The following is a 3,020-nucleotide window of genomic DNA, read 5'->3' as shown; positions in this document are numbered from 1 at the left end:
ATTTTTCGGTCAGGCCCGGCGAGATGATCGGCATCGTTGGCCCCTCCGGATCGGGCAAGAGCACGCTGGCGAAACTCGTCCAGCGGCTCTACGCGCCCGAAAAGGGGCGTATGCTGGTCGATGGCGTTGATCTCTCCATGGTCGATGTCGCATGGCTGCGTCGGCAGATCGGTGTAGTGCTGCAGGACAACGTGCTTTTCAACTGCTCGGTTCGCGACAACATCGCGCTGGCCGATCCGGCCATGCCGATGGAGCGGGTGATCGCCGCGGCGAATTTCGTCGGCGCGCATGATTTCATCCTGGAGCTGCCCGATGGCTACGACACGATAGTCGGCGAACGAGGTGGCACGCTTTCAGGCGGACAGCGGCAGCGCGTCGCCATCGCCCGAGCCCTCGTCACCGACCCCCGAATATTGATCTTCGACGAGGCCACCAGCGCGCTGGATTACGAAAGCGAACGCGCCATCCAGCGGAACATGCGGCGCATCGCCGCCGGCCGCACCGTGTTCGTCATCGCGCATCGGCTGTCCACGGTGCGCAACGCCGACCGAATCCTCACCATCGAGCGCGGTCGCATCGTCGAGGATGGAACGCATGAGCAATTGATCCGGCAGAATGGCCGCTACTCACAACTCCACCAGTTGCAGGCGGGCCTCGATGAAGTCGTCTAACCAAACGGCGCCGCAAAAAGTCGTCGCGTTTCCCAAGCCGAAAATTTCACGCGGGCCGCATGAAATCGCGTTTCTACCGGCGGCGCTCGAAATCACGGAGACGCCCCCGTCGCCAATCGGCCGCGCCATCGGCGCGACCATTGTCGGCATTTTTTGCTTCGCGCTGGCGTGGGCCTCGTTCGGCCGGGTTGATATTGTCTCCGTCGCGAGCGGAAAAATCGTGCCGAGCGGACGGACGAAGTTGATTCAGCCTTTCGAGACCGGCATCGTCAACGTCATTCACGTCCATGACGGCCAGAAAGTCAAAGCCGGCGAAGCGCTGATCGAGCTCGATCCGACCATGAACGGCGCCGAGCTGGAACATTTCAAGGGCGATCTCGTTGCAGCCGAACTCGAAGTCGCGCGGCTGCGCGCGGCGCTGGCCTGGCGCAACGACGCCGAGGCAAATCCGCCCGATGGATTTACGCCGCCGCAAGGGGCACCCCCTGAGCAGATCGAGACCCAGCGCCAGTTCTTGATCAGCCAGACCTCTGAGCAAGCCGCCAAGCTCGCCGAAATCAAACGGCAGCGGGCGCAGAAGGAAGCCGAACGCGCAACGGTCGGCGCCCAGATAGCGAAGCTGGAGGCGACCATCCCCGTGCTGCAGGAGCGGGTGGACGTGCGAAAGGGTCTTTACGAAAAGGCGCTTGGCAGCAAGCTCGTCTATCTGACGGAATATCAGGATCTCGTCGGCATGAAGCAAGACATTGCCGTGCAGCAGAGCCGGCTGCACGAAGCCGACGCGGCCATCGCCTCGCTGCGCGAGACGCGCCAGCGCACGGAATCAGAATACCGCCGCACGATTTTCGCCGACCTTGCAAGGGCCGAGCAGCGCGCCGCCGGCCTGGCGCAGGACGTTGTCAAGGCAGAGCGCCGGACCGGACTGCAAAAGCTGACGGCGCCAGTCGACGGCGTGGTTCAGCAGCTTGCGGTTCATACGGTCGGAGGCGTGGTGACGCCGGCACAGGCGCTCGCCGTCATCGTCCCCGAGGACAGCGCCATCGAGATCGAAGCCATGCTGGCCAATCGCGACATCGGGTTCGTGCACGCCGGACAGGACGTTGCGGTGAAAGTCGATACGTTCAATTTCACGCGCTACGGACTCCTGCACGGCTCCGTGCTGGGCCTGTCGCAGGACGCTGTCGCGCAACCGCCGCCGCAAGACAGGCCGGACGAGGCCGGCCAAGCCGGAACCAATGAACCAAAGGGGGAAAAGCTTGATTATGTCGCGCGTATCTCGCTCGAGCGAACACAAATGCAGATCGACGGCAAGTTTGTAAATCTCAGTCCCGGCATGGCGGTGACGGTCGAGATCAAGACCGGCTCGCGCCGGATCATCAGCTATCTACTGTCGCCGCTGGAAAAATACAGCCAGGAATCGTTGCGGGAGAGGTAGGGCCGCTATTGTCGGTCGACTCTTTCAAGGGAGGAGGAGGGTGTCCGGAGAAACGTTGCGCTCTTGAGGTAATGGGCGACGTAGTTTCTGTCGGCAGTCGGTCGCACCTTGAGCACGTATTGATCGACGGAACAAAAAGCCATCGAACTCGGCAATCCAGACTTTGTTGAGGTAAGGGCGGAAATAGCCGTAAACGATGTCGCCCGCATGAAAACGGGCGCGTCGCCCCGGCATTTCCACAGCCCAAGGCCGTCCTCGTCTGAACGTGAACGTGCTTGCCCCTCCGCCCGCCGGCGGTCGCGGTCGCAACCGGCGGAGTCCGGCGTTCATTTTTCTCCTTTCAGGACCTGCAGGATCTTGATCACCGTCGGCCACGACAGGCGCTGATTGATCTGCAGCCAGGCCTGGCCCCCGTCCAGATCCTCGAGATTGAATGACGGGATCGAGCCAAGGCCGGCGTTTCCCCGCTCTTCGGCGGGCACGACTGGCTCGTCATGGCTGGCGCTGTTTGAGCGCGGCTCGACGCGCATGGACGGGCCCATGCCTTCGACGACGACGTTCAGTTTCGGGGCCGACTCTTTGTCGTTTGAGCCAGGCGAATGGATTGGAGCGGCGACGGTCGGCGCCAGTTCTTCGGGACTGACGCCGAGAATCGCGCCCAAGGCGCTCAGGATGCGCGGGCGGGGGATGGATCGACCCACCCGGTAGTGCGACAGGTTCACCGGATTGAATTTCTTGTCGGGGAGATGCTCCTGCAAAAGCCTGGCCGTTTCCGTGACCGTCAGCCCCCTCGCCGCCATCAACGCCCGCAATCGTTCGGCGAAAAGGCTCTTACGCAGCGCGCTAGACGCGCCTTGTTCATCTGCAGGCAAAATCGCCATATTCATCGCATCTCCATCCCTCTTTGCATATAT

Annotated in this window: 3 protein-coding genes; 2 read left to right on the top strand and 1 reads right to left on the bottom strand. The window is 62.3% G+C overall.

Annotated elements, in window-relative coordinates; translation table 11 throughout:
• Both ACLP2E_RS18995 and ACLP2E_RS18990 read left to right on the top strand, forming a co-directional pair.
• Window positions 1-671, top strand: a 671-nt coding sequence (locus ACLP2E_RS18995; RefSeq protein WP_442466809.1) for an ATP-binding cassette domain-containing protein, incomplete at its 5' end; no start/stop codon positions are given.
• Window positions 658-2,106 (top strand): HlyD family type I secretion periplasmic adaptor subunit, encoded by a 1,449-nt coding sequence (locus ACLP2E_RS18990; protein WP_442466808.1) that lies wholly within the window; start codon window positions 658-660, stop codon window positions 2,104-2,106. The genes ACLP2E_RS18995 and ACLP2E_RS18990, both read left to right, overlap by 14 nt.
• Window positions 2,107-2,432: 326 nt before the next feature.
• Here the strand turns inward: ACLP2E_RS18990 and ACLP2E_RS18985 are convergent, their stop codons facing one another.
• Window positions 2,433-2,993, bottom strand: a complete 561-nt coding sequence (locus ACLP2E_RS18985) for a helix-turn-helix domain-containing protein (protein WP_442466807.1) — start codon at window positions 2,991-2,993, stop codon at window positions 2,433-2,435.
• Window positions 2,994-3,020: the final 27 nt, after the last annotated feature.

This window comes from Rhodoblastus sp., from assembly GCF_052145335.1.
In the GTDB taxonomy this organism is placed as follows: domain Bacteria; phylum Pseudomonadota; class Alphaproteobacteria; order Rhizobiales; family Beijerinckiaceae; genus Rhodoblastus.
This window is presented reverse-complemented; position numbering and strand designations above follow the sequence as displayed.